Source organism: Streptomyces sp. CNZ301 (assembly GCF_004217425.1).
In genome coordinates, this window is record NZ_SHLG01000001.1 from 4393149 (window position 1) to 4417230 (window position 24082).

A 24082-nucleotide genomic window follows, 5' to 3' on the forward strand; every position below is an offset into this window, starting at 1 on the left:
GGATGCGGGAGTGGGTGTGTATTCGGCCATCGTGAAGGCCCGCAAGCCGGCTGCCCCCGAGGGCGTCGTCCTGCGGCCCATGCGCGCAGGGGATGCCGAAGCGGTGCTGACGCTCTACCAGGCCGGGATCGATGAGGGGAACGCGACGTTCGAGACCGCCGCCCCCACCTGGGAGGCCTTCGACGCGGCGAAGCTGCCCCTGCACCGCTACGTCGCCGTCGACGACGCGACCGGCGAAGCACTGGGCTGGGCCGCCGCCGCCCCGACCTCACCACGGCAGGCATACGCGGGGGTGGTCGAGCACTCCGTCTACGTACATCCCACCGCACGCGGCCGCGGCATCGCCCGCGCTCTGCTGGACGCGCTGGTCGCCTCGGCGGACAGCGCCGGCGTATGGACCGTCCAGTCCGGCATCTTCCCCGAGAACACCGCCAGCCTCGCCCTCCACCGCAGCGCCGGCTTCCGCGTCATCGGCACCCGCGAACGCGTCGGACGGCATCACGGGGGGTGGCGTGACGTCGTACTGGTCGAGCGCCGCAGCCCCGCGGTCAGCTGAGTTGCCGTGCGATCTCCCGTGCGGCGTCCCGGGCGGGGCGGCCGACGCCGATGAGGGTGGCGGAGGCGGGGCCCGTCCAGTCGCCGTAGCCGAGCAGGTGCAGTCGGGGTTCGCCGAGGGCACGGGTGCCGTCGGTGGGGATGTGGCCACGCCGGTCGCGTAGGCCGAGCGGGGACAGGTGTGAGAGCGCAGGGCGAAATCCGGTGCACCAGATGACGGCGTCCGCTGGGGCGCTCGTTCCGTCGGCCCAGACCGGGCCGTGCCCATCGAGGCGGGTGAACATGGGCCGGGCCTTCAGAAAGCCCGTATCGCGGGCTTCCCGTACCGCTTGTGTCGCGACGATGTCGCCCAGGGAGGCGACGCCTCCGGTGTCGGTGTCGCCGTGGTCGAGGGCGCGGCGGCGGGCGGATGCGGCGTCGAACAATGCCCGGCCGTCGATGTCGTCGGCCAGAAAGCGCGGTGGCCGCCGGGTGACCCAGGTCAGGTCCGCGTGCCCGGCGAGGTCCGCGGCGATCTGCGCGCCGGAGTTCCCGCCGCCCACCACGACCACATGCTCGCCTGTGAAGTCTTCGGGGCGGCGGTAGTCGACCGTGTGCAGCTGACGGCCGGTGAAGATCTCACTTCCGGGGACGGCGGGCAGGAACGGTCTCCACCAGGTACCGGTCGCGCTGATCACGAACCGCGCGTGCCAGCCGCCGGTGTCGCTCTCCGCCCACAGGCGGCCGCTGTCCCTGTGTACGCCCGTGACTGTCACCGGCCGGACCACGCGCAGGTCGTAGCGCCGTTCGTAGTCGGCCAGGTAGGCCACGACGTGCTCGGTGTCCGGGTAGGTCCGGCCCTCCTGGGGCGGCATGAGGCGGCCGGGCAGCGAGGAATAGGCGGCGGGGGAGAACAGACGCAGCGACTCCCACATGTGAGGCCACGCCCCGCCCGGCGCGTGCTGTGAGTCGAGGACGACGAAATCGACGCCCGCGCGACGCAGGTGGTAGCCGGCGGCGAGCCCTGCCTGGCCGCCGCCGACCACCACCACATCGACGGTCCTACCGGTCACGCGCGAAAGCCCCGGGCTCTGCAACGGAGCTGAGACGGTGCATCAGCTCTCCCGCGCCCGCGTGTTCACGACCGGTGCAGCGAACTTCCGCCGCCAGGCCAGCGATACGTACACCAGGGCCACCAGGACCGGCACCTCGATCAGCGGGCCGACGACGCCGGAGAGTGCCTGGCCGGAGGTGACGCCGAAGGTTGCGATGGCGACGGCGATGGCGAGTTCGAAGTTGTTGCCCGCGGCGGTGAAGGCGAGGGTGGTGGTGCGGTCGTAGGGGATGCCGAGGCTCTTGCCGAGGGCGAAGGAGCCGAACCACATCAGTGCGAAGTAGGCGAGCAGCGGCAGGGCGATGCGGGCGACGTCCAGCGGCTGGGAGGTGATCGTCTTTCCCTGCAGTGCGAAGAGGATGACGATGGTGAAGAGCAGCCCGTACAGGGCGAACGGCCCGATCTTCGGCAGGAACCGGTTCTCGTAGGACTCCCGGCCCATCTTCCTCTCGCCGATGCGGCGGGTGAGGAACCCGGCCAGCAGCGGAATGCCGAGGAAGATGACGACGTTCCAGGCGATCGTCCACATGGAGATGTCGAGCTGCTCTGCGCCTGCGAGGCCGAGCCAGCCGGGCAGCAGGTCCAGGTAGAGCCAGCCGAGCAGGCCGAAGGCCAGGACCTGGAAGAGGGAGTTGAGGGCGACCAGGACGGCCGCGGCCTCACGGTCGCCGCAGGCGAGGTCGTTCCAGATGATGACCATGGCGATGCAGCGGGCGAGGCCGACGATGATCAATCCGGTGCGGTACTCGGGCAGGTCCGGCAGGAAGATCCAGGCGAGGGCGAACATCACCGCAGGTCCCAGGATCCAGTTGATGACCAGGGAGGAGAGCATGAGCTTCCGGTCGCCGGTGACCGCGTCCAGCTTGTCGTAGCGGACCTTGGCCAGCACCGGATACATCATGATCAGCAGCCCGACGGCGATGGGCAGCGAGATGCCGCCGATCTCGACCTTGCTGAGAGCGTCGTTCAGGCCGGGGATCACACGCCCCAGGCCCAGCCCCAGGCCCATTGCGATGAGGATCCATACCGCCAGGAAGCGGTCCAGCGTGGACAGGCCGGCGACGACCCCGGGCGCAGGCTCCGGGGTCGTGGTCGTGGACGGTTCGGTGCGGGTCACGGACAGGCCCTCTTCTTGTCGGTTGCAGCAGTGGCACGGGCGGTGGCGGCGAGTTCCGAGAAGGAGCCGGCCACGGCCTCGATGACGTCGGGCCGCAGCTTGTAGTACGTGAAGCGGCCGCACGGTTCGGTATCCACGACCCCGGCCTCCCGCAGCACCCTCAGGTGGTTGGAGAGGTTCGTCTGCCGCGCACCGGTTTCCTCCACCAGATGCGTGGTGCAGAGGGTCTCGTGGGCCAGCAGGGTCACGATCCGAAGCCTGAGGGGGTCCGCGAGGACCCGGATCAGGTCAGTGTCGACTGACGTCATCATGGGCTGATACTGTCACATCAGTGGTGGCTGACGCCACTGGGCACTGATGTCAGTGCGCCTGAACCGTCGTGAGACAAGAGAGCCCTGATGCCCGAGAAGCCTTCCGTGCTGTTCGTCTGCGTCCACAACGCCGGCCGGTCCCAGATGGCCGCCGCGTGGCTGGCCCATCTGGCGGGCGACCGCGTCGAGATCCGCTCCGCCGGGTCGGCGCCGGCCGAGACCGTCAATCCCGCCGTCGTCGAGGCCATGCGGGAGGTCGGCATCGACATCGCCGCCGAGACCCCCAAGATCCTGACCGTGGACGCCGTCAAAGCCTCCGATGTGTGCATCACGATGGGCTGCGGCGACGCCTGCCCCGTCTTCCCCGGCAAGCGCTACCTCGACTGGACGCTGGAGGACCCGGCAGGCCAGGGCGTCGAAGCCGTCCGTCCCATCCGCGACGAGATCAGGACCCGCATCGAGGGCCTGATCGCCGAGATCGCCCCGGAGGCCGCGAAGTGAGCGACGTCCGTAACGTGATCATCATCGGCTCGGGGCCCGCCGGCTACACCGCCGCGCTCTACACCGCGCGGGCTTCGCTGAAGCCGCTGGTCTTCGAGGGGTCCGTGACAGCGGGCGGTGCGCTGATGAACACCACCGAGGTCGAGAACTACCCGGGCTTCACCGACGGGATCATGGGCCCGGAACTCATGGACCAGATGCGCGGCCAGGCCGAGCGCTTCGGCGCCGAGCTGATCCCGGACGATGTGACCGCCGTCGACTTCTCCGGCCCGGTCAAGACCGTCACCGACTCGGCCGGCACGGTGCACCGCGCCCACACGGTGATCGTCTCCACCGGCTCCGCGTACCGCTCGCTCGGGCTGCCCCGCGAGGAGGAGCTGTCCGGCCGCGGCGTCTCCTACTGCGCCACCTGTGACGGCTTCTTCTTCCGCAACCAGCACATCGCCGTCGTCGGCGGCGGGGACACGGCAATGGAAGAGGCCACGTTCCTCTCCCGCTTCGCCGACTCCGTCACCGTCGTCCACCGCCGCGACACCCTCCGCGCCTCCAAGGCGATGCAGGAACGCGCCTTCGCAGACCCGAAGATCACCTTCGCCTGGAACAGCGAGGTCGCCACGATCCACGAGAAGGACGGCAAGCTCGCCGGCCTGACCCTGAGGGACACCAAGACCGGCGAGACCTCCGAGCTCCCCGTGACAGGCCTCTTCGTCGCCATCGGCCACGACCCCCGCGTGGAGCTGTTCAAAGACGTCCTCACCCTGGACGAAGAGGGCTACATCACCGTCGACTCCCCCTCCACCCGCACCAACATCCCCGGAGTCTTCGCCGCCGGCGACGTCGTCGACCACACCTACCGGCAAGCCGTCACCGCCGCCGGCACCGGATGCTCCGCCGCCCTCGATGCCGAACGCCACCTCGCCGCCCAACTCGACGGCACCCACAGCGACCACCTCCCCGAACCCGAAAAGGCCGTGACCGCCGCGCATTGATTCGCCCTGATCCACGGCCCCGGGACGGCATCCCCTGATGGGTCGCCTCCGGCGATGGGCTCCTTCCACGAATGGCTCGCTCTCGGATACCGGCACCCGCTGTCGTCTTCCGTCATCCGTGCGAGGCGGCTGCGGGAGGCATCCGGTGAAGTTCGCTGCGGGGCGTAGGATCGGTTCCCGATATCGGTTCCGTCACTGCCCGGAGGTGGCCACGGTGCGGGAGTTCCAACGGGGCGCGGTGCGGCTGCACATCCTGCATCACGCGGCCGAGGAGGAGATCCACGGTGCGTGGATGACCGAGGAACTGGCCGGCCACGGCCACCGGATCAGCCCCGGCACCCTGTACCCGACGCTGCACCGGCTGGAGGCGGACGGGCTGCTGGTGTCCGAGCAGCGAGTGGTCGACGGACGTATCCGGCGGGTGTACAAGGCGACCGAGGCCGGTAAGAAAGCCCTGGCAGAGGACCGGCAGGCGCTGAGGGAGCTGGCCCGCGAGGTCCTGGGCGACGAAGCCCCGTAGGCCGGCGGGCAGCGGACCGGCGTGGAAGTCTCCCGCCCAGGTCCGCTCGGCTCGGGAACCGCCCCGGTCTACCCGACCGACGCTGCTCACCGTCATCGGCGATGTCGCCCGCCCGGCCTGGCGCGCCCGCGCCGTCGGCCTCCACCGGCTCCAGCGCGACGGCGAATTCGCCGTCGGCGGCCCTCCTCATGGGAGCGCTCGGCGACACCTACGGCCTCACCACCGCCATCTGGACGGTCGCCGCCCTCGCCGCCGGTCCCGGCCCGGTGGTCGCGGTACGGATGTACGAGATCCCCCCACCTGGCAGCGGACGACCCGATGCCACGCGGCCCGGCCAGCGCACAGGAGAACCGTCGTGACCCGCAACCTCCTGATCATCGCCAACGACCCGCCCTACGGAACCGAGCGCTCCTGGAACGCCATCCGCGTTGCCGGCGCCCTCGCCCATCGCCCGGAAGTCGTAGTCCGAACCTTCCTGCTCGGCGACGCCGTCGGCTGCGCGGTACAGGGCCAGAAGGTGCCCGACGGCCACTACCATCTGGACCGGATGATCTCCACCGCCGCCCACCACGGCACCGAGACCGGCTGCTGCGGGACCTGCCTGGACGCTCGTGGTCTCACCGAAGAGCAACTCGTCGAGGGAGCCCACCGCTCCACTCTCGAACAGCTCACGGACTGGACCCTCTGGGCCGACCAAGTCATCACGTTCTGACCGAGTCGGCCAGCGACCCGCGCCGCGCATCTTCGACCAACTATTCACGCCCCGGCACCATGCGGCGCACCCCGTAGGCGGCGGCGCCGAGGGCCAGGACTGCGGCGCCCGAGATCACCGAGGACGCCGGCAGCGCGAAAGCCAGGGCGAGGCAGCCGGCCAGCCCGACGGCCGGGATGATCCGCGCCGGACGGCCCTCGTCCGGTGTGAGGGTCCAGGCGGAGGCGTTGGCGACGGCGTAGTACGCCAGGACGCCGAAGGAGGAGAAGCCGATCGCCCCGCGCACGTCCCCCGTCGCCGCGACCACCGCCACCACGGCACCGACGACGACTTCGGCGCGGTGCGGCACCTTGTACTTCGGGTGGACCGCGGCCAGCGCGTGCGGCAGGTGCCGGTCGCGGGCCATGGCCAGCGTGGTACGGGAGACGCCGAGGATCAGGGCGAGCAGCGAACCCAGCGCGGCCACGGCGGCACCGACGCGCACGACCGGCACGAGCCGGTCGGCGCCCGCCGCCCGTGCCGTGTCCGTCAGCGGCGCTGAGGCTTCCGCCAGCCCTTCCGGGCCGAGGACGCTCAGCACGGAGACGGCGACGACGGCGTAGACGACCAGGGTGATGCCCAGCGCGATCGGGATGGCCCGGGGGATGGTGCGTGCGGGGTCGCGGACCTCCTCGCCCAGGGTCGCGATGCGCGCGTATCCCGCGAAGGCGAAGAACAGCAGGCCCGCCGCCTGGAGCACACCGCCGAAGGCCGCGTCGTCCCCGGCATCGAGCCGTGCCGGGTCCGAGGCGGAGGAGGTGAGCGCGGCGACCACCACGGCGGCCAGGACGGCCAGTACCACGGCTACGACGACCCGGGTCAGCACGGCGGACTTCTGCACGCCGGCGTAGTTCACCGCGGTCAGCGCCACCACCGCCGCGACCGCGACCGCGTGGGCCTGGCCCGGCCACACGTACGAGCCGACTGTGAGCGCCATCGCCGCACAGGAGGCGGTCTTGCCCACCACGAACCCCCAGCCCGCCAGGTAGCCCCAGAAGTCGCCGAGACGTTCACGGCCGTAGACGTACGTGCCGCCCGACGCCGGATAGCGGGCCGCGAGCCGCGCGGAGGAGGTGGCGTTGCAGTAGGCGACCACCGCGGCGAGCGCCAGGCCGGTCAGCAGCCCGGAACCGGCCGACCGTGCGGCGGGGGCGAGCGCGGCGAAGATTCCCGCGCCGATCATCGACCCCAGACCGATCACCACGGCATCGGAGAGCCCGAGCCGACGGTTCAGTTCGTCCGGCATCCCGGCGGCGGTCGATGGCTTGCTCATGGCCCACTCCCTCGGCGGCACGGCCGCAGACGTTACGCACTCCGATATCGGGAGACGATACGTGAGCTCCGGTCCGGCCGCCGACCCGCATCCCAGGCCATGGATGCATGTCGTTGTTCGCAGAAATGCGTAGTTCGAGAGACCGGGGCTCCGCCGAACCGCGTCCGCCTTGTCCCTCGTTCTCGTTCCACCCCCGCGCCGCCCGGCGGTGCCCGTGGGACGGCCCGGGCGGCATCAGGACCGCGTTGGCCACGGGCCGGCGGCCGGCGTCGGAGGGTGCACGCCTTCGTGAGTGAGTCCCGCCCAACAGGTCGTGTGTCACTTCCGGTTGGGGCCTGGAACTGCCGCTGCGCGAGCGGTGGTCCGGAGTCTGCGCGGAACTGATGCTTCGTCATCCTTTCTTGTTTGCCAACTGTCTTGTCGGAAAACAGCACTACAGAAGGGGTTAGATCAGTCAAAACATGAACTAGGACGGACAAGACTCTTGTCTTTCTGTCACGAGCGCCGAATACTCCCTTCGGCGCTTGTCATGGGCACGGAGGCCGCTGGTCCGACGTGCCCTTTGGCTGCGCCTCACGGGTCCGTGCAGCGGACCCCCGATTCCCCTTCCTGGAGGAACAAGTGAGGATCAGGCGCAAGACCCCCACCACGGGCACCCAGAGACGCACCCGGCTGATCGCCCTCGCGTCCGGAATGATCGCCGCGGCAGCGCTGACCACGCCTGCTGTCGCAGCGGACGCCCCCACCTCCCAGTTCAGCGCCTCGCAGCTGTCCGCGGCGAGCGACGCGGTGCTCGACGCCGATGTCGCCGGCACCGCGTGGCACGTGGACAAGAAGAACAACACCCTCGTCGTCACGGCTGACAGCACCGTCTCCCGGGCGGAGATAGCCAAGATCAAGAAGGCGGCGGGTGCCGAGGCCGCAGCCCTGAAGATCGAGCGCACCCCGGGCAAGTTCAGCAAGCTGCTCCAGGGCGGCGACGCCATCTACGCCAGTAGCTGGCGCTGCTCGGCGGGCTTCAACGTCCGCAGCGGCAGCACGTATTACGTCGTCACCGCCGGGCACTGCACCGACGGCGCGGGCACCTGGTACTCCAACTCCGGCCGCACGTCGGTGATCGGCCCGACGGTCGGGTCCAGCTTCCCCGGCAACGACTACGGCCTCATCCGCTACAGCTCCTCCTCCGCCAGCCACCCGGGCACTGCCGGAGGCGCCGACATCACGAGCGCCGCCAACGCCACCGTCGGGATGTCCGTCACCCGGCACGGCAGCACCACAGGTACCCACAGCGGCACCGTCACCGGTTTGAACGCCACCGTGAACTACGGAGGCGGCGACATCGTCTACGGCATGATCCAGACGAACGTGTGCGCGGAGCCCGGCGACAGCGGCGGCTCGCTGCGTTCCGGGAGCAGGGCGATCGGCCTGACCTCGGGCGGCAGCGGAGACTGCACGTGGGGCGGTACGACGTTCTTCCAGCCCGTCGTCGAGGCGCTCAACGCCTACGGCGTCAGCGTCTACTGACGTGAACTGACGGCCTCGTCACCGTCGGCACGAGCCCGGGTCCAGCGTGAGGACCCGGGCTCTGTCGGCTCCACCCGGCGATGGCGGCAGGCCCCCCGCGCCCGGCCCCGGCGTCCACGCGAAGTCGAGGCCGGTGCTTGTCAGTTGTGATGCGTCGTCCTGCGCGCGAGCCGCAATGGCCGAAAGTCCCTCACTGAGTCGGCGACGCGGCCGCACGGCGCCCCCGCGGCGACCTCGCGGGCGTTTCCGTCCGTCGAGGACGGTGCATGATGGTGGCGAAACCTACACCGCTGTAGAAACAACGGGTGATCATGGATCTGTACCGGCACTTATGCAAGCGCACGTGGACGTGCCGCACCGCCGTGCACGTGTGTCCGGATCACCCGTCGCCGGGCGCGACGACGACCCCGGCAGGCTCCGTAGGTGATCCGCAGTCACGCTGAACGAAAATGAAGGAGTGGACGCCACGATGGTGTTCAAGAAGCTGCTCGGGGCGATCGGGGTCGGGGGTCCCTCGGTGGACACGGTCCTCGACGACGGACCGGTTCTTCCCGGCGGCGCACTGGCCGGCCAGGTGCATCTGGAAGGCGGCTCGTCGGACGCGGAGATCGAGCAGATCGTCCTCGAACTCGTCGCCCGCGTCGAAGCCGAGGGCCACGACGGGGAGCACGAGGGTGCGGTCGTCTTCGACCGAGTGACGGTGGGCGGCGGCTTCCGCCTCGCCGAGGGGGAGCGCAGGTCCGTCCCGTTCTCCCTCGTGCTGCCGTGGGAGACGCCGGTGACCGAACTGCACGGCCAGCCCCTCGGGGTCGTGCTGGGCGTTCGGACCGAACTGCACATCGCCGGCGCCCGGGACAAGGGCGACCTGGACCCGCTGCGGGTGGGTCCCCTGCCGGTCCAGGAGGCCGTGCTGGAGGCGCTGGGCCGGCTGGGCTACGGCTTCCGCTCGGCAGATCTGGAGCTCGGCCACATCCACGGAACCGGCCAGCAGCTGCCCTTCTACCAGGAGATCGAACTCACCCCGCCCGACCAGTACGCACATGCCGTCAACGAGGTCGAGCTGACGTTCCTGGCGTCCCCGTCAGGGGTGGAGGTCGTCCTTGAGGCCGACAAGCGCGGTGGTCTCTTCTCCGGCGGTCACGACGTGGTCAACCGGCACCACGTGAGCGAGGCGGACATCGCCGCCACCGACTGGGCCGGCACCGTCGAAGGCTGGGGGCGAGCGCTCATGGAGCGCCACGGCAGCGCTCACGGTGCGTACGTGCACGGGGACCCGCACGGGGACCCGCACCACGCCGGCTTCCACCACGGGGGCGGTCACGGGCACGGCGGTCACCACGGTTCGTCCCGGCCGGGCATGGGAGCCGCGGTCGCCGCCGGGGCGGTGGGAGTGGCCGCAGGCGTGGCCGGCGGACTCGTCGCCGCCGAGGTCGTCGACGAGATCGGCGACGCCTTCGAGGAGGAAGAGGAGAGCGGCGAAGACTGAAAGGCGTCTTCACGGAAGCTGGTAACTTCTACATTGTTGTAGAAATACCCGTCGTGCCCGGGCCGTCGACGCGGCCCGGGCCCACGCTTCATCTGGAGACGTCATGGCCCTGTGGGATCGCATCAAGGAGTCCGCTCAGACGATGCAGGCCCAACTCGAGGCAAAGAAGAACGACTTGAAGAGCGGAGCCTTCCGCGACGCGAGCATGGCCATGTGCGCCCTCGTCGCAGCGGCGGACGGTTCCATCGACCCCGCGGAGCGTCAGCGCGTCGCTCAGCTGATCACCGGCAACGACGTCCTGCAGAACTTCCCGGCCGACGATCTGCGTCAGCGCTTCGACGAGTACCTGGGCAAGCTCACCTCCGACTTCGACTTCGGAAAGGTCACCGTCCTGCAGGAGATCGCGAAGGTGAAGAAGAAGCCCACCGAAGCACGCGCCGTCATCCAGATCGGCATCGTCATCGGAGGCGCCGACGGAGACTTCGACGCCACGGAGCGTGCAGTCGTCCGCGAGGCCTGCTTCTCCCTGGACGTGCCCCCCGCCGAGTTCGATCTCTGACGGCGCCGGCGGTCACGAAGGGGGGACGCAATGTTCGGCATCAGCGAAGTGGCCCTGCTCATCATCGTCGCCGTCGTCATCTTCGGCGCCAGGAAACTGCCGGAACTGGCCCGTTCCCTGGGCAAGTCCGCGCGCATCCTCAAGAGCGAGGCCAAGGCCTTGAAGGCGGACCGCTCGGCTTCCGGGACGGGCTCGGCCTCGTACGTCGTCCACCCACCCCCTGAGAAGGGAGCGGCGGGGGCGGACGGTCACAAGGGCACACCCGGCCCGAACCAGTCCTGACCGGCAGGCAACCATCGCCGCTCGCCGAGTCGTCCTCGCAGGTGGGGACCCTCGCAATCTCACCAAGGAACGGAAGAACTCATGGGATTCGTCAGCTGGATAATCCTGGGTCTGCTCGCGGGAGCCATAGCCAAGGTGCTCCTCCCCGGCCGGGACCCGGGCGGTTTGATCGTCACCACGCTCATCGGTGTGGCCGGAGCCTTCCTGGGCGGCTGGCTCTCGGCCACCGTCCTCGACCGGCCTGTGGACAAGCAGTTCTTCGACCTTGCCACCTGGGTGGCCGCGATCGCGGGATCACTCGTCCTGCTGATCGGCTATCGCATGATCGCCGGCAACTCCCGGCGATGAGCGCGCCGGTCACCGGGGGCGGAGTCCTCGGCGAACCGGGCGGCCGAGCCCGCGGGCGGACGGTGTCTACACGCCTGTAGATGCCGCGTGTGTCGTGGCCGGTCCGGCGGTGCGCTCGCCGTAGCCTGCGAGCAATCGCATGGAATGCCACTTCGGTGAGTTGCGACGGGTGGGCCTTGTCGCAGGAGCAGCACAGGGCCCGCCTGCCGGTGGAACCGCGAGCCGGACAAAGTCACGGACACAGGCACGAACACGGACGCGGGCGAAGGCACGGACGCGTCCTCGTCGCCGTTCTGCCCGGAAGGCGCACCCCTCATGACCGACCAGTTGCCGGGATTCATGGGCCGGCTCAGGGAGAGACTCCAGCTCGGCCCCTCGGCCGGCCGCCGGCCCGCTGCGGGTCCGGACCGGCCCGGGGTGCCGCGGGGCGGGCCCGTCTTCGTCGCCGACTTCACCTCGACGCGGCAGTGGGAGGCGGGCCGTTCCTGGGCCTATCCCGGCGGCGGCCCCACGAACCCCGGCGACAACAAGCTCGACCACCTGGTGGCCGACCCCTCCTACTCCCGCGGCGGAGCCTTCCGGGCCACTCGCCGCGCCTCGGGCATGTGGAGTGCGGGGCTGCTGACCACCGAAGGCAGCCGGGAGGGCTTCACCCTGCGCACCGGCGACGTCCTCCAGGCACGCGTACGGCTGCCGGAGGAGGTGGGGGCTTGGCCCGCCGTCTGGACGTGGCGGGACGGCGGGAACGAGGTCGACGTCTTCGAGTACCACCCCGACAACCCGGATGTGCTGGAGCTGTCCAACCATGTCCGCGGCAGTGGCCACGACTTCAGGCACCCCGCCGTCCATCCCGGTGCCCGGATCGCTGTGAGTGTCGAGTTCGGGGCGGACTGCGTCACGTGGCACGTCAACGGCTTCCGGGCATTCGCGGACGGCGTCGGCGTGGGCGGCGACTGGTCCGCCTATCTCATCGTGAACATGTCGGTGAGCGCCGGCGAGCACCACCCGCCTCCGCGGCCCACCACTCGGTCGCTGTCCTACGAGGTGAGCGACCTGCGCGTGTACCGGCCCTGAAAACCTGGCCCGGTGCCTCCTTGGTGAGCGAGACGTTGCCGCCCTTGGACAGGGAAACACCCATGATCTCCTCCTGACGTCGATGGACCGGCCGTAAATCTACAACGCTGTAGAAGTCGTGATCGCGGACGGGCCCTTCGCTACGATGACCCCCACTCGGGACGAGGGCGGACGACGGCCGCCGCCCGAGGTCCGTAACCAGTCGACGTGAGGGAGGGGCCTTGGCGAAGCGGAAGAGCGCGCCGACGAGCGGTTCCCCGTCCCCGCGCCGCGGCCAGGGCGAACTGGAAGCCCAGGTCCTCACCGTGCTGCACAGCGCTCCCGGGCCCGTCAGCGCGGCCTGGGTGCAGGAGCGGCTGGACGGCGGCCTCGCCTACACCACCGTCGTGACCATCCTGTCCCGGCTCCTCGCCAAGGGGGCGGTGACCCGTGAGCGGTCGGGTCGCTCCTTCGACTGGCAGCCCGCGGTCGACGCGGCCGGTCTGGCCGCGCTGCGGATGCAGCGGGTCCTCGACAGCGAGGCGGACCGGGAGGCGGTCCTCACCAGTTTCGTGACGGCCCTTCCCCCCGGGGACGAACGGCTGCTCCGCGACCTGCTGGGAGAAGCCGGGGAGGCCGGGGAAGCCGAGAAGGAGGCAGAGGACTAGAGCGATGGGCGTCTTCGTCTTTCTGCCACTCGTCCTGCCTTTGACGGCCTGGCCCATCGCCGGGCTCGCCCAGCGACGTCTCCATCCGCGCACTGCGGCCCGTCTGCTGACCGCGGTCGGCGTCGTTCTCGCCGTTTGCAGCACGCTCTGCCTGGGGCTGATCATGGTGGTCGGCACGGCCCAGCTTCCGGGAAACCCCCTCCCCGACGGCTGGTCCGACCCGGAGGTCCGGGAGGCGGTCCCCTACGACGAGGTGGCCGGCAAGGTGGCCATTCCCGCTCTCGTCGCGGTGGCAGTGGCATGCGCGCGGACGCTGTGGCGTCACTCCCGGCTGCGGTGCCAGGCCGAGCAGGCCCTTCGCGGACTGCCGTCGTCGCAGGTCGCCGTACTGCCCGACGAGACCGCCTACGCCTACGCCCTCCCCGGCCGTGAGCAGGGCCGCATCGTCGTTTCCACGGCGATGCTGGCGTGCCTCGACGCCCAGGAGCGCGAAGCCCTCTTCGCCCATGAACGCACCCACCTGACGGCGCACCACCACCGCTTCCTGCTGGCGGCCCAACTGGCCGCCCGGGCCAACCCGTTCCTGCGTCCGCTCAGGACGGCCATCGCCTTCAGCGCCGAACGCTGGGCCGACGAGGCCGCCGCGCACACGGTCGGAGACCGCCGGCTGATGGCCCGGACCGTCGGAAAGGCCGCACTGGTCTCGCGCCCCGCGCCCACGCAGTCCTTCGCCGGCTTCGCCGCGCCCGGGCCCGTGCCGCGTCGCGTGCAGGCCCTGCTCGACCCCGCGCCCGACGCCCGCAACTGGCCCCCCGCCTGCACCGCGGCGGGCCTGGCCCTGTGGACGGCCGCCGCAGGCACCACCGCGTCCGCCCTCTCCTCGGCCAACGCGACGGTCGCGCTCGTCTCCGTCCTGCACGCCGCGACGCCACTGTGAGCCGTCGGCGAGCGGGCCGCTCGCCGACGAGCGGGCGGGTATTGCCTGAGTACGGGCCGGCTGCGGGCTGGGCACGGCCTGAGCGGGGCCGAGGCGGGTGAGGGCCGCCTCGGCCCGAGCCGTTGCGACCCCAGGGCTCCCGCGATTCTCACCGGGCAACGCGGCACCGCGGGTCCGGGGACGGTCGTGCTGCGGTTGCGCACCCTCGTGGCGAACCACACCGTGGACAGCAGACCGGTTGCCGCGGCTTGCACGGCGAGCAGTTCGCAGCGCCCGGGTGCCCAGTGCACAGCGGGGCAGTGCACGGCGCACGGACTGCTCCGGTCAGCAGCAACGTCGCACGGGCGACGCGAAACCGCCGGTCGCCGGACGCCCAGGACCCGAGAGGAGCCGCGGTGGAACCGAGCAACGCTGTGGTCGTCGGCGTCGACGGCTCCGCCTCGAGTTACTCCGCCGTGGAACAGGCCGCTCGGGAGGCGGCCCTGCACGGGGTCGGTCTGCACATCGTGACCGCCGTGACGATGGTGACTCTCCCGGCCGGCGCGGGCCTCAGAACGTACGAAGCGGTACGTGACGCGATGCACGAAGGGGCGGAGAGGCACCTGGCAGAGGCCGAGTCGCGTGCCCGTGCCGCCGCGCCCGATGTCCGGATCAGCAGCTCCGCTCCGGCCGGGGAAGCAGTTCGCATGCTGGTCGAGCTGTCGCCCTCCGCTTCGATGATCGTCGTCGGGCACAGGGGGCTGGGGGAGTTCACCGGGGTGCTGCTGGGGTCCGTCGCGTCGCACCTCACCGCCCACGCGCACTGCCCGGTCATGGTGCTGCGCGGTACATCGAATCCCTCGGGCCCCGTGGTGGTCGGTGTGGACGGCTCGCCGGCGAACTCTTCGGCGATCGCGTTCGCGTTCACCGAAGCCTCTCTCGCGGGAGCGGACCTCCGCGCCGTACACGTCTGGTCGGAATGGTCCGTGCCGCCTACGCCTCCGCGCGACAAGTCGCCGGCGTACGCGAAGAAGCCGGGCGAGCTGAAGGAAGAGGAGGAGGCGCTGCTGGCCGAAGCGCTGGCCGGGACGGGCGAGAAGTATCCGGACGTGCGGGTGGAGCACCGGACACTGCGCGGCCGCACCCGTCAGGAACTCATGAGCGCCGCCGAGGACGCGCGGCTGCTGGTGGTGGGTGCCCGGGGGAGGGGCGGGTTCGCCGGAATGCTGCTCGGCTCCGTCAGCCAGGCCCTGCTGCGCCACGCGCCGTGCCCTGTCGCGGTCGTGAAGCAGGAGACCCCCCGCCTCTGAGGGGCCCTGGCCCGCCGGTCCCTCGGCCCGTCAATTCCGTCAAGTCCGTCGGTTCCGCCGGTCCCCTCCTGCCGCTCCGGCACCACCGGCTCGCATGGCGAAGCAACGACGTCAGTGCTCTCCTGGAACTGCAAGCTTCCGGTCACGCGCGAGTGGCCGCCGCGGCCCGCAACCACGACCGAGAGGATGAGGACGGGTGGAGCAGCGCGTTGTGGTCGGTGTGGACGGCTCGGACCCGAGTTGGCTCGCCCTGGACCGGGCGGCGGACGAAGCGGTCCGCCACGGCTGTGCACTGCACGTCGTGCACGCCACCCGCTGGGAGCGGTACGAGAACTTCGCCAACATCGGCCTCGACCGCCCCTCTGCCCGCGTCATGGCCGAGAACATCGTCGCCACGGCCGAGCACCGCGCCGCACAGGGCCGGCCGGACCTCAAGGTGACCGGCGAGACACGGCTGATGGACGCGGTCGACGCCCTGGTCGAGGAGGGCCGCTCGGCCTACGCAGTGGTCGTCGGGACCCGCGGGCACGGAGCCCTGACGGGCATCCTCCTCGGTTCCGTGAGCCTCGGCGTCGCCGGTCGGGCAACCTGCCCCACGGTCGTCGTCCGCCCTTCGGAGTCCGGCCTCCCCGAGGAACGGCGGCCGGTGGTGCTGGGTGTGGACCACACGGTCGGTTCCCCGGCGACGGCCTTCGCCTTCAGGGAGGCGGCGGCACGCGGCTGCGACCTCGTGGCCGTTCACGCCTGGCGGCTCCCCAACGACGTGGCACCCGAGAGCCCCAGCGGCGAAGCGATCGCCCGCGAGGCCGACAAACTCGTCCAGGACCTGCTCCATGACGAGATGGCCAAGCATCCGAAGGTGACCGTGCGTCAGGTATCCACCGAGGGGCCCCCTCAGTACGTACTCGTGCGGGAGGCCGCTCAGGCGGGCCTGCTGGTGGTGGGGGCCCGCGGGCGGCATGGAAGGGTCGGCCTCGAACTCGGGCTGACCAGCCATGCTGTGCTGCACAACGCTCCGTGCTCTGTCGCGGTCGTGCCTCACGCCTGACCGCTCTGCGGCTGGTTGTTCTCCGGCTTGTTCTCCGGCTGCTTGTTCTCCGCCGGCTTGTTCTCTGGCTGGTCGCTCTGCGGCTGGTCGCTCTCCGGTTGTCCACCGGCTGGTTGCCCTCCGGGTTCCCTGCCCGGTCCGGCGTTCCGGCGTTCCGGCCTCCGGGCTGTGCCCTGCTGTGCATCGTCGTCGGAGACTCACCCTCGTCGGAGCCGCGCCGCCGGACGCGGAGCCCCGCCGGCGGCGTCGCCGCTCAGCGCAGCCGTCGCGGGTAGGCGTGGGGGCCTGTGCCGCGTCCGGGGCGGGTAGGGAGCGGGTGGGCGAGGCGGATGCGGAAGTCGAGGGCGGTGACACCGTCGGGGCGGGCCACGACCGGATTGAGGTCGGCCTCGGCCAGTTCGGGCAGGTCGTCCGCCATCTTCGACACCCGCAGCAGCAGGTCCTCGAGAGCCGGCAGGTCCACGGGCTCGCCGGGGCCCGGGCCCCGGTCCCGGCCCTGGAGGATCGGGGCGCACAGCGGTGCGGCGACCAGTTCGTGCACGTCCCGGTCGGTGAGCGGCGCCAGACGGGCGGCGTGGTCGGCCAGGACGTCCGTGGCTGTGCCGCCGAGTCCGAAGAGCACCAGCGGCCCGAAGACTTCGTCCTGTACGACGCCAGCGATCAGTTCCACTCCTCGCCCGGCCATGGGCTGGACGATCGCACCGGTCATCCGCTCCCCCAGCCGGTCCCGGAGGTCGCGGAACGCGCCGCTCACGGCGTCGGGGCCTTCGAGGTCGAGGACGACCGCACCGTGAGCGCTTTTGTGCAGCAGGTCGGGTCCGTACGCCTTGAGTGCGAGACGTCCGCCGCCGGGTGCCAGCCGTTCCGCCTCGCGGACGGCTCCGGCCCGGTCGCGGACCACGGACTGCGGAACGCGGGGGATGCCGTAGAGATCGAGCAGGTGCCCGCATTGGTCCGGGTCGAGCCAGGTGCCCTCGGGGTGCTCGGAGAGAGCCGTCCGTACGAACGCGCGAGCCCGGTCGGTGTCCACTCGGCCGCTCAGGTCCGGCACGTGGCCGGGCGGATGCGCCAGCCATCGTGACCTCGCGGCGGCGTGCGCCAGGGCGCGGGCCGCGTCCTGCGGGTCGGCGTAGGCGGGGACCGCGGCGGGTCCGGCGCCTCCGGGCGTCCGCACCAGGCGTACGCGCTCGCTCTGGTCGGGGAGGACCGTCACCAGGGTGCGGGCACCTCCCGGAGCTTCGGACGAGGCCGTCGCCCGCACCAGGTCGTCCCCGCCGGCCGCCGCGGTCGCGGTCGGGACGAGAACGACGAGCACCGCGTCCACAGGAGCCCGGGTGCTCAGCAGTTCCACGCATTCCGCGAGTGCGGCCCGGCCGACGGCGGCGGTCGTGTCGAGCGGGTTGGCCACACGTGCCGCCTCCGGCAGCCGGGTGCGGAGCTCCGTGGCGAGGTCGTCGGGCAGCTCCGGCAGGGTCAGCCCCGCCTCGTCGCAGGCGTCGGCGGCCAGCACGCCCGTGCCACCCGCGTTGGAGACCACGGCGACGGAGGTGCCGGTCGGCAGCGGCTGGCTGTGCATGAGCGCCGCCGTCGCCATCAGGTCCCCCAGCGAGAGGGCCGCGGTCACTCCGGCCTGGTGGAAGAGGGCCTGCCGCGTCATGGTCGGGGTCGCCGCGGCGGCCGTGTGCCCGGCCGCGGCGCGGCGGCCGGCGTCCGAGCGGCCCGCGTCCACGGTGAGTACGGGCATGAGCCGGGTGACGCGCCGGGCCGTACGGGAGAAGGCGCGGGGGTTGCCGAAGGACTCCAGGTGCAGCAGGGCCACTCTCGTGCGTTCGTCGGCTTCCCACCATTGCAGGAGGTCGTTGCCGCTCACGTCGTACTTGTCGCCCAGCGACACGAAGCTGGAGACGCCGATGCCCAGCCGGGCGAGGTCGCTGAGCAGCGCGATGCCGACCCCGCCGGACTGCACGGCCACCCCTGCGGTGCCCGCCTCGGGAAGATCGGCCGCGAAGGTGGCGTCCAGGCGGATGCCGTCCTCGGTGTTGGCGATGCCCAGGCAGTTGGGCCCCACGAGCCGCATGCCGTAGTGGCGGCAGATGTCGAGCAGGGCACCGCCCATCGCCTCGTCCAGCCCGGCCGTCAGTACGGTCAGGGCCCGTACGCCGAAGCGGCCGCACTGGTCCGCCACCTCCGGGACGGCGTTCGCGGGTACGGCGATCACCGCCAGGTCGGGGGGATGGGGCAGCCCCGAGACGGTGGGGCGGCAGGCGAAGCCCTCGATCGAGGCGGCGTGCGGATTGACCCCGTGCACAGCGCCCGTGAAACCGGAGCGGCGCAGGTTCCGGAGCACGGCGCGGCCCACCGACCTCGGGGAGCGGCCCGCCCCGATGACCGCCACGGAGCGGGGCCGAAGCAGCGGGCGCATGCTGGCGACGTCGGCAGTGCTGCCCCGGGCGTCGACGGCGGCCAGGAAGCGCTCGTGCGGCGTCAGGTCGACGCGGCAGCGCACTTCGCCGTTCTCGAAGGTGCGCTCGTAGCGCAGGCCCAGGTTCTCGAAGACGTCCAGGACGGCCCGGTTCTCGGCCAGTGCGTCGGCGGTGAACGTGGTGATGTGCTCGGCGCGCGCGGCGTGCGCCAGGTGCTCCAGCAGCAGGGTGCCGACGCCGCAGTGCTGGAACTCGTCGGCGACGGCGAGGGCGATCTCCGCTGCCGCCGGCTCCTCGAGGAGCTTCTCGTACTCGGCCGTGCCGATGAGCTGCGAACCGTGGAGGGCGAGGAGCACCAGCAGGTCCGAACGGCCCGGGCCGAAGACCCGGTCGATCTCCCGCTCGCGCAGGCCCGCTCCCGCGCCGAAGAACCGCCGTTTCTGGTCCTGCTGCGACATGCCCTCGTACAGCGCCTCGACCTGGCCGCGGTCGGAGGGCCGCGCGGGCCGGATCTGCACGGTTCTGCCGTCGGTCAGCAAGGCGTACGTCTCCGCCATGCGCGGGGCAGCGTAGGTCATCGGCTTCCCCTCTCCCTGCCCGTGTGTGCGACTGGTCCCGTACCAGTACACGGGCGGGTGCGGTGGCGCGCGAGCCGGGAGGGAGGACGTGGGGGGCGAGCGTGGCCGCGGCGCGGCTCATCCGTTCGGCCGAAGGGTGCGGTGGGCGTGGGAGCCGTCCGGGAGCGAGCCCGGAGCCGCCGCTTCCGCACGCCCCGCCCCGGAACCGGAGGCCACGGGTCGCCTGCCCGCGCAGGGAACCCTGTGGCGGGCTCACCGCATGCGGCCGATGGTGGGAGGGAGCGAGCATCGCTCCCGGGCCCGACGCGAGGGAGACGGCTGATGCAGCACCGGACCGTCCACGATCTGATGACCCGCGCGGTGGTGCGCGTTCACCGCGACACCGGGTTCAAGAAGATCGCCGAGATCCTGGCCGAGTACGACATCACGGCGCTTCCCGTGGTCGACGACGACGAACATCCCGTCGGTGTCGTCTCCGAGGCCGACCTGCTGGGGAAGCAGGCGGGGCAGCCCGACCCCTCCGGGCTGATGCCCGCACGCGAGCCCCGGCCCGGCAGCCGCCCTCCCGGCGAGGCCGCCAGAGCTGATGAGCTGATGACGAGTCCTCCCGTGGTCGCCCGTCCCGAGTGGAACGTCGTGGAAGCGGCACGCCTGATGGCGGACCGGCAGGTCAAGAGGCTGCCCGTCGTCAACGAGGCGGACCGTCTCGTCGGAATTCTGAGCCGCTCGGACCTGCTGCGCGTCTTCCTGCGCCGGGACGACGCCATCCGCGAGGAGATCGTGCGCGACGTCCTGGAGCGGACGCTCGGCCTCGCCGCCAGGCAGCTCGCCGTCGAGGTGCAAAACGGCTGCGTGACGCTGAGCGGGGAGGTCGCTCCCGTCCACCTCGTCCCGGTCGTGGAGCGTCTGTGCCAGAGCGTGGACGGCGTGGTCAAGGTACGCAGCCGGCTGACGGGCCGGTCCGAGACGGCGCCCGGTGCGGCGGTGCTGCCGTGAGAGCCGCCGCGAGGGCTGCCGGGAGACGGGTCCCGGCGGCGCGGGAGCACGTCCCGAGTGGACCGGGCGGGACGGGCGGCGCCGCCCCCGGGGCGGCGCCGTGACGACGGCGTCGAGGCCCCGGCTGCTGGACGCGCTCCCCTCCCCGGGCTACGACCGGATGATGGAGCACTTCCGCGAGGTGCACTTTCCCAGGGGCACGCGCATCTTCGAGGAGGGCCACCCCGCGGACCGCTTCTGGATCATCCGCTCCGGCACCGTCCTCCTCGACATGCACGTGCCGGGCCGTCAGGCCGCGACGCTGGAGACGCTGCACTCCGAGGACCTCATCGGGTGGTCGTGGCTGTTCCCGCCGTACACCTGGCACTTGGGGGCGGCAGCCGTCACCGCTGTGGGGGCGCTGGAGTTCGATGCGCGGCCCGTGCGGGAGCTGTGCGACGAGGACCCCGCGTTCGGAAGGGCGCTGAACCACTGCGTCGCCGAGATCATCGGACGCCGCCTCCAGTCGGCCCGCAAGCGGCTCCTGGACCTGTACGGCCCCCAGGGCAGCGGACCGGCTCCGTGACCGGGCAGCCGAGCCGACGGATCACCGGTCCGCCGGCCACCCGCAGCCGTCCGGCGCCGGAGCCCCTGCGGCCGGGCCGCCGTGGCCGGGCAGCTGCCGCCGGATGAGCCGGGCGAGGGTCTCGACCGCCGCCTCGACGCGGGTGGTCAGTCCGGTGCCGAAGCCCGTGTCGGCGGTCTCCACGGCGTAGACGAGCAGGCGCGGCGGCAGACTGCCCAGCGTGCGGGCGAGACGCACCGCTTCCCCCAGGCCCAGCCCGTGCGTTCCGGCTTCCGAGGCGGGCAGCAGCCCGATGTCGGCGGCTTCGAGGCGGTGGACCGTCCCCGGCTGTCCCGGCCGGACGCGGGCGGCGTCGACGACGACGGCGGCTTCGGCGTCCTTCCACAGGGCCACCAGGCGCCCCGGTTCCCCGTCGCTGACGTGGAGTGCGACGCCGGCCGGCACTCCTTGCCCGGCCGCGAGGCGGATGACGACGCGCGGGCCCGCCCCGTCGTCCCGTCGGTGGACGTTGCCGATGCCGATGACGACGGTGCGTGCGGGGGCGCGGAGGGGATTCATCACGGGTTCCTACCGAGCCGCACGCGCCCGGCCGTCCGCTCCCGCGCGAGGCCACCGTACAGAGTGACGGCAGGGACCCGTCTGGCTTCACCCCCGCTGTCGGTACGTCAGGCCGTCGCCCGCACTTCCGATACTTGCCGTCCCGGTTCCGCGAGGGAAGGTGAGCGATGACGGAGGACTCCCGGCAGAGCGCGGTGCTCGACAAGGACGGGATCGACGCGCTCATCGCCCTGCTCGCACAGGACGGACGGACCGTCGTCGGGCCGACCGTGCGCGACCACGCCATCGTCCTGGACGAGATCGGCAGCGGCCGCGAGCTGCCGTACGGATGGGGAGTGGAGCTGGAGGCGGGGCGCTACCGGCTTCGGCCCCGCTCCGACGGGGCCGCCTTCGCGCACAGCGCCGGCCCCCAGTCCTGGAAGACGTACCTGCATCCGCAGCGCGAGCGTCAGTGGACCACCGACCTCACGGACGACGGCGACCTGGTGTTCAACGAGGAGGACAGTGCCGTGCCTTCGTACGCCTTCATCGGCGTACGACCCTGCGACCTGCGGGCGATCGCGATCCAGGACCGGGTGCTCGGCGGCGGTCCGCACACCGACACCCGGTACGCGGCACGCCGCCGGCGGGCGTTCCTCGTCGTGGCGGAGTGCACGGAACCGGGAGCCACCTGCTTCTGCGTGTCCATGGGGTCGGGACCGGCTGCCGGGCCCGGCTACGACCTGGCGCTCACCGAGATCGTCGAGCAGGACAGCCACCGGTTCCTGGTACGGGCGGGCAGCGACGAAGGAGCGACGGTCCTGGCCCGTCTCCCGCGTGCGCCGGCCGACGAACGGACGGCGGAAACGGCCAGGGGACTGGTCGAGGCGGCGGCGGGACGCATGGGACGCAGCATGCCGCCGGTGAACCTGCGGGACCTGATGCGGGACACGTTGCACGCCGAACGCTGGAACGACGTCACCGCACGCTGCCTGACCTGCGGCAACTGCACGATGGCCTGCCCCACCTGCTTCTGCACGAGCGTCGAGGACGTCACGGATCTGACGGGCGCCCACGAGGAGCGCTGGCGGCACTGGGAGTCGTGCTTCGACGTGGAGTTCACGCACCTGACCTCGGGGCCTGTCCGGGCGACGCCGCTCAGCCGGTACCGGCAGTGGCTGACGCACAAGGTCGGCACCTGGCACGACCAGTTCGACAGCACGGGATGCGTGGGCTGCGGCAGGTGCATCGTGTGGTGCCCGACGGGAATCGACATCACGGAAGAAGTGCACGCCCTGCACGCGGAACGCTCGGCGGCTGCGGCGGCCCCGGCGGATCCCACGGCCCCGGCGGAGGGGCCGGCGTGAGCGCTGCCCCGCGCGGTTTCCTCGACACCCTGCCCGGAATCCACCGGGGCTGGCTGCTCGGGTTCGCGCACGAGACCAGCTTCCCCGCCGGGACCAGGATGTTCGACGAGGGAGGCGCCGCGGACCGCTTCTGGCTCCTGCGCAGCGGTCTGGTGGCGCTCGACGTGCACGTCCCCGGCCGCGGCCCCGTCGTCGTCGAGACCGTTGCGGACGGTGAACTGCTCGGCTGGTCATGGCTCTTCGAGCCCTACCGGTGGCACCTGGGAGCCCGCACCCGCACCGAGGTCCACGCGTGGGAGTTCGACGCTGGGCTGGTGCGCGACGCGATGGAGGACTCGCCGGCCGCCGGACTGGCGCTCTTCCGCACCATCGCCGAACAGGTCATCGGCGAGCGCCTGCGCGCCGCCCGCACCCGGCTGATGGACCTGTACGGGAACGGGCCGGAGCAGGCGTCCGCCCCGCGCGGAGCGGCCCGGTGACGGTCCCTCCGCCCGGTGCCGTCGCCGCCCGGCCGCCGTCCCCTTACCGGGTGGTGATGCGCAAGGAGGAGACGGCGGACACGTCGACGATCGTGCTGGACCCGGTGCGCTCGGCGCTTCCGCCGTTCGCTCCCGGCCAGTTCGCCATGGTCCACGGCTTCGGCGTGGGGGACGTCCCGTTGTCCGTCTCCCGCCTCGAAGGGGACCGGCTGTCGCACACCGTCCGCTCAGCCGGCGCCGTCTCCGCCCGCCTGGAGACCCTCTCGACCGGCACCGTGGTCGGCGTGCAAGGCCCTTACGGAGCCGGCTGGGACCTGTCCGCGGCGGCCGGACGGGACCTGCTGATCGTCGCGGGAGGCCTCGGCCTCGCCCCCTTGCGTCCCGTGATCACCTCGGTGCTCGCCGCTCCGGAGGGGTTCGGCAGGGTGAACGTCGTGATCGGGGCGCGCTCCCCCGGCGACCTGTTCTACGGCGGGGAGTTCGAGACGTGGCGCACCGCGGGGGCCACGGTCCTGGTCACGGTGGACCGGCCCGACGAGACCTGGCGCGGCGACGTGGGCGTGGTGACCGGGCTCATCGGCCGGACCGGCTTCGACCCGGGCCGGGCGGCGGCGTTCGTGTGCGGGCCCGAGGTGATGATGCGCGCGACAGCGCGCGATCTGCGGCGGCGCGGGCTGCCGCCGGAGCGGATCCAGCTTTCGCTGGAGCGCACCATGCAGTGCGGCACCGGACACTGCGGCCACTGCCAGCTCGGTCCTCTCCTGCTGTGCCGGGACGGGCCCGTGGTGCCCTGGAACGTCGCCGAACCGCTCCTCGCCGTAAGGGAGTTGTGA

Annotated in this window: 27 protein-coding genes; 21 read left to right on the forward strand and 6 right to left on the reverse strand. The window is 71.7% G+C overall.

The annotated features are described in order from the left end of the window. The first annotated feature begins 79 nt into the window (after positions 1 to 79). On the forward strand, positions 80 to 556 hold the full coding sequence (locus tag EV375_RS29795; RefSeq protein WP_486588756.1) for a GNAT family N-acetyltransferase: 477 nt from the start codon (positions 80 to 82) through the stop codon (positions 554 to 556). Here EV375_RS29795 and EV375_RS18940 read toward each other — a convergent pair. From EV375_RS18940 to EV375_RS18950, 3 genes are read right to left on the reverse strand one after another with little or no spacing between them, the layout of a single operon-like run. After that, entirely contained in the window at positions 549 to 1607 is a 1059-nt protein-coding gene (locus EV375_RS18940; RefSeq protein ID WP_130300482.1) for an ArsO family NAD(P)H-dependent flavin-containing monooxygenase, read from the reverse strand. The two genes, EV375_RS29795 and EV375_RS18940, sit on opposite strands and share 8 nt — an antisense overlap. Positions 1608 to 1649: 42 nt before the next feature. Then, entirely contained in the window at positions 1650 to 2765 is a 1116-nt protein-coding gene (arsB, locus tag EV375_RS18945) for an ACR3 family arsenite efflux transporter (RefSeq protein ID WP_130300483.1), read from the reverse strand. Continuing rightward, positions 2762 to 3076, reverse strand: coding sequence for an ArsR/SmtB family transcription factor (locus EV375_RS18950; protein WP_055484760.1), 315 nt, complete (start codon positions 3074 to 3076; stop codon positions 2762 to 2764). Before EV375_RS18950 ends, arsB begins: the two co-directional genes overlap by 4 nt. A gap of 87 nt (positions 3077 to 3163) precedes the next feature. On the opposite strand from EV375_RS18950, the gene EV375_RS18955 reads away from it, so the two are divergent. The 5 genes from EV375_RS18955 to EV375_RS18975 all read left to right on the forward strand — a co-directional run bounded on the left by EV375_RS18955 (position 3164) and on the right by EV375_RS18975 (position 5798). Next, on the forward strand, positions 3164 to 3577 hold the full coding sequence (locus EV375_RS18955; RefSeq protein ID WP_130300484.1) for an arsenate reductase ArsC: 414 nt from the start codon (positions 3164 to 3166) through the stop codon (positions 3575 to 3577). Then, on the forward strand, positions 3574 to 4566 hold the full coding sequence (trxB, locus tag EV375_RS18960) for a thioredoxin-disulfide reductase (RefSeq protein ID WP_130300485.1): 993 nt from the start codon (positions 3574 to 3576) through the stop codon (positions 4564 to 4566). Before EV375_RS18955 ends, trxB begins: the two co-directional genes overlap by 4 nt. A gap of 214 nt (positions 4567 to 4780) precedes the next feature. After that, positions 4781 to 5086 carry an Rv3488 family transcriptional regulator gene (locus EV375_RS18965; RefSeq protein ID WP_130300486.1) on the forward strand — a complete coding sequence of 102 codons (306 nt, stop codon included), beginning with the start codon at positions 4781 to 4783 and terminating at the stop codon, positions 5084 to 5086. Between the two features lie 101 nt (positions 5087 to 5187). Further along, positions 5188 to 5445, forward strand: a complete 258-nt coding sequence (locus tag EV375_RS18970; RefSeq protein ID WP_207228175.1) for a hypothetical protein — start codon at positions 5188 to 5190, stop codon at positions 5443 to 5445. Beyond that, positions 5442 to 5798, forward strand: coding sequence for a DsrE family protein (locus EV375_RS18975; RefSeq protein WP_130300487.1), 357 nt, complete (start codon positions 5442 to 5444; stop codon positions 5796 to 5798). Before EV375_RS18970 ends, EV375_RS18975 begins: the two co-directional genes overlap by 4 nt. Before the next feature lie 40 nt (positions 5799 to 5838). On the opposite strand, the gene EV375_RS18980 is transcribed toward EV375_RS18975, so the two are convergent. Continuing rightward, positions 5839 to 7110 (reverse strand): APC family permease, encoded by a 1272-nt coding sequence (locus EV375_RS18980; RefSeq protein ID WP_130300488.1) that lies wholly within the window; start codon positions 7108 to 7110, stop codon positions 5839 to 5841. A gap of 621 nt (positions 7111 to 7731) precedes the next feature. Here EV375_RS18980 and EV375_RS18985 point away from each other — a divergent pair. The 10 genes from EV375_RS18985 to EV375_RS19035 all read left to right on the forward strand — a co-directional run bounded on the left by EV375_RS18985 (position 7732) and on the right by EV375_RS19035 (position 16304). Beyond that, positions 7732 to 8634 carry an alpha-lytic protease prodomain-containing protein gene (locus EV375_RS18985; protein ID WP_130300489.1) on the forward strand — a complete coding sequence of 301 codons (903 nt, stop codon included), beginning with the start codon at positions 7732 to 7734 and terminating at the stop codon, positions 8632 to 8634. A 469-nt stretch (positions 8635 to 9103) separates the two neighbouring features. Further along, positions 9104 to 10120: a sporulation protein gene (locus EV375_RS18990; RefSeq protein ID WP_130301954.1), complete on the forward strand. Its 1017-nt coding sequence runs from the start codon at positions 9104 to 9106 to the stop codon at positions 10118 to 10120. Positions 10121 to 10223: 103 nt separating this feature from the next. After that, positions 10224 to 10679 (forward strand): tellurite resistance TerB family protein, encoded by a 456-nt coding sequence (locus EV375_RS18995; RefSeq protein ID WP_055484766.1) that lies wholly within the window; start codon positions 10224 to 10226, stop codon positions 10677 to 10679. Positions 10680 to 10709: 30 nt separating this feature from the next. Then, positions 10710 to 10961 carry a twin-arginine translocase TatA/TatE family subunit gene (locus EV375_RS19000; RefSeq protein ID WP_130300490.1) on the forward strand — a complete coding sequence of 84 codons (252 nt, stop codon included), beginning with the start codon at positions 10710 to 10712 and terminating at the stop codon, positions 10959 to 10961. Between the two features lie 81 nt (positions 10962 to 11042). After that, entirely contained in the window at positions 11043 to 11309 is a 267-nt protein-coding gene (locus EV375_RS19005; protein WP_055484768.1) for a GlsB/YeaQ/YmgE family stress response membrane protein, read from the forward strand. Between the two features lie 315 nt (positions 11310 to 11624). Further along, a complete protein-coding gene (locus EV375_RS19010; RefSeq protein WP_486588575.1) occupies positions 11625 to 12383 on the forward strand; it encodes a LamG domain-containing protein in 759 nt (252 codons plus the stop codon). A 221-nt stretch (positions 12384 to 12604) separates the two neighbouring features. Further along, positions 12605 to 13030 carry a BlaI/MecI/CopY family transcriptional regulator gene (locus EV375_RS19020; protein ID WP_130300492.1) on the forward strand — a complete coding sequence of 142 codons (426 nt, stop codon included), beginning with the start codon at positions 12605 to 12607 and terminating at the stop codon, positions 13028 to 13030. A gap of 4 nt (positions 13031 to 13034) precedes the next feature. Further along, positions 13035 to 13967, forward strand: coding sequence for a M56 family metallopeptidase (locus EV375_RS19025; RefSeq protein WP_130300493.1), 933 nt, complete (start codon positions 13035 to 13037; stop codon positions 13965 to 13967). A gap of 395 nt (positions 13968 to 14362) precedes the next feature. After that, complete coding sequence (locus tag EV375_RS19030; RefSeq protein ID WP_486588576.1) at positions 14363 to 15256, forward strand: universal stress protein; 894 nt, start codon at positions 14363 to 14365, stop codon at positions 15254 to 15256. A gap of 196 nt (positions 15257 to 15452) precedes the next feature. Further along, complete coding sequence (locus EV375_RS19035; protein WP_130300494.1) at positions 15453 to 16304, forward strand: universal stress protein; 852 nt, start codon at positions 15453 to 15455, stop codon at positions 16302 to 16304. Positions 16305 to 16557: 253 nt separating this feature from the next. Here the strand turns inward: EV375_RS19035 and EV375_RS19040 are convergent, their stop codons facing one another. Further along, positions 16558 to 19305, reverse strand: coding sequence for a bifunctional GNAT family N-acetyltransferase/acetate--CoA ligase family protein (locus EV375_RS19040; RefSeq protein ID WP_130300495.1), 2748 nt, complete (start codon positions 19303 to 19305; stop codon positions 16558 to 16560). A gap of 321 nt (positions 19306 to 19626) precedes the next feature. On the opposite strand from EV375_RS19040, the gene EV375_RS19045 reads away from it, so the two are divergent. Beyond that, positions 19627 to 20301 carry a CBS domain-containing protein gene (locus EV375_RS19045; protein WP_130300496.1) on the forward strand — a complete coding sequence of 225 codons (675 nt, stop codon included), beginning with the start codon at positions 19627 to 19629 and terminating at the stop codon, positions 20299 to 20301. Between the two features lie 100 nt (positions 20302 to 20401). After that, on the forward strand, positions 20402 to 20866 hold the full coding sequence (locus tag EV375_RS19050; protein WP_486588577.1) for a cyclic nucleotide-binding domain-containing protein: 465 nt from the start codon (positions 20402 to 20404) through the stop codon (positions 20864 to 20866). Between the two features lie 21 nt (positions 20867 to 20887). Here EV375_RS19050 and EV375_RS19055 read toward each other — a convergent pair whose 3' ends face one another. After that, positions 20888 to 21424, reverse strand: a complete 537-nt coding sequence (locus tag EV375_RS19055; RefSeq protein ID WP_130300497.1) for a hydrogenase maturation protease — start codon at positions 21422 to 21424, stop codon at positions 20888 to 20890. Between the two features lie 167 nt (positions 21425 to 21591). Between EV375_RS19055 and EV375_RS19060 the strand changes: the two genes are divergently transcribed. The 3 genes from EV375_RS19060 to EV375_RS19070 are packed head-to-tail and all read left to right on the forward strand — an operon-like array spanning position 21592 to position 24082. Next, entirely contained in the window at positions 21592 to 22770 is a 1179-nt protein-coding gene (locus tag EV375_RS19060; protein ID WP_130300498.1) for a 4Fe-4S dicluster domain-containing protein, read from the forward strand. Continuing rightward, positions 22767 to 23249: a cyclic nucleotide-binding domain-containing protein gene (locus EV375_RS19065; protein ID WP_207228426.1), complete on the forward strand. Its 483-nt coding sequence runs from the start codon at positions 22767 to 22769 to the stop codon at positions 23247 to 23249. The genes EV375_RS19060 and EV375_RS19065 overlap by 4 nt, the downstream gene beginning before the upstream one ends. Before the next feature lie 56 nt (positions 23250 to 23305). Then, positions 23306 to 24082 carry an FAD/NAD(P)-binding protein gene (locus tag EV375_RS19070; protein ID WP_130301958.1) on the forward strand — a complete coding sequence of 259 codons (777 nt, stop codon included), beginning with the start codon at positions 23306 to 23308 and terminating at the stop codon, positions 24080 to 24082.